This window comes from Amycolatopsis sp. cmx-4-61 (assembly GCF_046548775.1).
Classification (GTDB): Bacteria; Actinomycetota; Actinomycetes; order Mycobacteriales; family Pseudonocardiaceae; genus Amycolatopsis.
The window spans coordinates 1-3,688 of record NZ_JAEBEI010000052.1 but is presented as its reverse complement, the minus strand read 5'-3'; the positions used below and the strand labels follow the sequence as shown (position 1 = coordinate 3,688).

Sequence of the window (3,688 nt, the reverse complement as noted above, 5' to 3'; positions counted from 1 at the left end):
CTTCAACCGGCTCAAGCAATTCCGTGACCTGGCCACCCGCTACGCCAAACGCGCCGCCTACTACCAGGCCGAACTGACCATCGCCGCCATCGTGCTCTGGCTCCGATGACTTACAGGACAGCTCCTAAGCGCAGAAGAAAGGCGCAGCGAGCCATCAAGCAGTCTATGTCCCAGTGCGACCACGTGACCTGGCCGTTCACGTCATCATTGTGACATCGAGGTCTTTCGACCGCGCCACGAGAACCAAGTGGTGGCTCTCTTGCGATGGAGCTGAAGCTGTCTGGCGATGCGTCCTGGGTTGCCGCCCGCAAGTCAGGGCCGTGAAGGTGGCGCATAAGCGCGTCTACTCGGATCCACTTGAGCCGTCATTCTGGCCGCACCGGCAAGGTCACCTCAATACTCAGCTCCAAGTATGGCTATTACTTGGCTGCCATCGTACCTGATGGTCAAGTCCGCTTCGATCGGCATCGGCACACGTTCTTTGTCCAAAGTGATCAGATAGACTTTTTCCCATACGATGTCGCCCTTGAAGTCGACCGGACGAATCTTATCCACACCAGCCTTGACGGCATCATCCCAGGTCATTCGCCTGTCCATAGATTGAGGATCCGGACTGAATGCCAAATTGAATTCCCCAAGCTTCTCGTCTATGACCACGGCAAGGTCTCTCGATCCGATCTTGGTTTTCTTGACGGCATCGTTGTACCACGCAGCAGACGTTGTTCGCCAAATGTCCGCGACGGTCCTTTGGATCACTTCAGGCCGGAAGCTCCAGGACTTACCAAGGGCGTCTTTAACCATATTCGCCGATTCTCGGGTTAGGTCGACGACTTTCCCGGTCTGCTCCCCGAAGCTCGTTAGCGAAGATTTCAGATTTTCGTCGATTCCATGGGTGTCATCATTCATTGTCTTGTACGCTGCAAGGTCGTCCTTGACAGCAACACACACTGTTTCTACGGCTTCAACGAGCCTAAACATCAGATTCCGCACGTGCACGTACGTTGCCACACTCTGCTCATCGTGCTCGCTGATTGCAGACTTAAGGTCATCGACGACTTCCCAGGTATCCTTGAGGGCATTGTATGTGATTCGAATGACGTGATCCGGTTCTGCCACCATAAAGTTGGCGAGAGACCTTTCAATGTCGTCGATTTTGTCCGCCCCTGCCAGCATCACTGCCGCGAACCTAGTTGTATTGTCGTTTACGCTGATTCTGAACTTATTGAGACTATTTTGTTTCACGATAACCGTCCCGGCATCCGAGGAGGACGGGATTTGCGACAGGCCTTGCGCAATTTGCCCGAGTATTGCGTAGAGGTCGCCTGTCCCCCAAAGATACTCACCCCGATTGGATCGATTTGCAAATGCCTCGCATCGCGCCTTTCGGAATTCGATACCGTTGTCATGTGCCAGAAATTCTGGACTGGCCATGGTTTCACCTCTGTCGATGTGGCATGACTTCACAGGAGTCATCAGATTGAGTAACAGTCGATCACCATCGTAACCCAAGGTGATTTCTCATGAAGTCTTCCTGCCCAATCGCGCACCAAGTTTACCCAAAAGCGAATCGCACGATACCGTCCGAGTTTCCCTTTGTGTCGGATCGGCAGTTGCGCTAGTCGGAGATCATCCTGGTGGCGGTCGATGTCGTACGGGTTGGCCGGGATCGGATGGATGGGCGGGGTCACGGGCCGGTTCGTGCGGCCGTGGCCGTGGCTGTGGCTGTGGCCGCGAGCTTGGACCACGGGTGTACGCATCTGACTATTGCGAGCTGGTTGCCAGCCGGTTACGGGCTGGTTACGGAAGCGGTAGAACGGGTGGACGCTGGTTGAACAGGCGGGCAAGACGTCGCTGGATGGAAGGCGGCGACTGTTGCGCTGTGCGGATCGGAACATCGAGGGGTCGCGATGATGAGCGGGGACGACCTGATCGATTATCTCGGTGAGCCGGGTGGTGTGACGCAACACAGGGACGCGTTTCCGGTGTCCGCGGCGGAAGAACCACTCGCCGGGGGAGCAACTCGCTGGAGAATGCCGCAAGCTCGCTCTGTCCATCCGAAACCCTCTTCCTATACTCACCCGATGACGACGCTCCCCCTCCATCCCCCTCTACGGAGGCCGCTCTTGACGAGATCCGCTTGCTGGCTCTTGGCGATGCGCACGCTCAGGGCGCGTAGCGGCCTCTTCTCGACGACTATTTCCCCGGAAATCATCCCCACGAGGCCTCCGAGCGCGAAGCTGTCACCGTAGACTGCCCTGATAAAGTCACAGAATCCTTCAAGTGGTTCGACGAGCACTTCCTGAGGTGCCAGCATGACGACACCGCCCATCACATACCACGTAAATCGATCCCCCGGTTCAGCGCTTCTGAGCTTCACACACAGGTTTCTGTTGCGCTCCTCGATGAACTTGTGTCGGAATTCCCAGTCCACAGACCAATCGATCCCGAGGCTGTGGCCACTAACGCCATTGGCACGTTCGGGCCGCGATGAGACAGCCAGGGTCGAACCGACTTCGAAAACGTATCCCGGACAGACATATGATCGTTCGAACCTACCGACTCGGCCCGCTTCCACCACCTCGACGAGTTGACTTTTGAACATGTCGCTGATCTGCTTGGACTTTCCCGCACACTGGGCAAGTTCCGGCCAGAGCAGCTCCCTGACCGGAGACTCGCCCCCTTTCCAAACTCCTTTTACGCGAATCTTGGCAGCCTGGATATAGTCATTGATCCGAGGAGCCGAACGATGCTTCGCGATCTGAGCGGGACGATAGGCGCGTGCCGGGCCCGAACGGTTGTCCGACGACGAACGCTTGAGCCTCGATCCCTCGTCCAGGCTCGCCGATGCCCGAGTCGGCGCGGCCGATATTTCGTCGGTAGCTCGAGGCCTGTACCACTCCTGCAGGTTTGCCTCCTTTGGTACTTCTACCCAAGGTTTCCCTTCGAAGTGAAACATGCTCTGGTCGTCATTGTAATAGCGAGTCAATTCAACATTGGCCATCAGCTGCATAACTTTCAGAATATCCTCGGTGATATCTTGAAACACGGTCGGCTGAGCAAGGTCAGGTACATAAATATCGCGGATGCTGGGAACGCTGGGATCTTTGATCTGCTCCCATCTGCCCGGGGTGCTGAGGAACAGGCCACGGACGGGCGTCATCGTGAATGTCCGTCGCTGCTCGGCATTCGCTAACTCGGTCCATGGTCCCAGGCGGCGGGAGGCAAAAAGTGCATTGTCGGGCGATAATTTGATTCCGTATACGATGCTGTTGTCTTCTTTCCGCAATTCCTGTGCGGTCAGCGCGCGGTATAACAGTACGGCGTCTTGCGGGTCGTCCTGCCGTGCACCACAATCCTGGCACAGCTGGTCGAAAAATTCTTCGCGATCTTCTGCCCGGAAGAACTCTTTTAATTGCGCAATACTTTTCACGTCCGCCTCGCTGTTGACGTTGAGCGTGCGCGGGGATTCACGAACGGATTCGAGAAGTTTCTCGAACGGACCCCAATCGATATCTGTCTTCTCCATTACTTCTCCCGGTCCCTTCCCGGCATGGCTGGACTGCGGCGCGGCCTGCCGCTGTCCCAGGATGAACGCGGCTACGTTCGGGTGCAACAAGGTCTTCCCGAAGGGGTCGGCGCTTCCCCTTGGGGAAGTGCAGAGCACGTGTCGTCGTCCAAGGTTGCGAGA

The 3,688-nt window shown here is 56.6% G+C and carries 2 protein-coding genes; both read right to left on the bottom strand.

Translation table 11 applies throughout. The features are described from left to right. Positions 1 to 393: 393 nt before the first annotated feature. Positions 394 to 1,431 carry a hypothetical protein gene (locus ACLJOU_RS46800; RefSeq protein ID WP_410575768.1) on the bottom strand — a complete coding sequence of 346 codons (1,038 nt, stop codon included), beginning with the start codon at positions 1,429 to 1,431 and terminating at the stop codon, positions 394 to 396. A gap of 643 nt (positions 1,432 to 2,074) precedes the next feature. After that, on the bottom strand, positions 2,075 to 3,526 hold the full coding sequence (locus tag ACLJOU_RS46795; RefSeq protein ID WP_410575767.1) for a hypothetical protein: 1,452 nt from the start codon (positions 3,524 to 3,526) through the stop codon (positions 2,075 to 2,077). Between the last annotated feature and the right edge of the window lie 162 nt (positions 3,527 to 3,688).

What these genes read in the sequence shown, in the direction of transcription:
- ACLJOU_RS46795 (WP_410575767.1), bottom strand. Translation starts at nt 3,526, where the DNA reads ATGGAGAAGACAGATATCGATTGGGGTCCGTTCGAGAAACTTCTCGAA.
- ACLJOU_RS46800 (WP_410575768.1), bottom strand. Translation starts at nt 1,431, where the DNA reads ATGGCCAGTCCAGAATTTCTGGCACATGACAACGGTATCGAATTCCGA.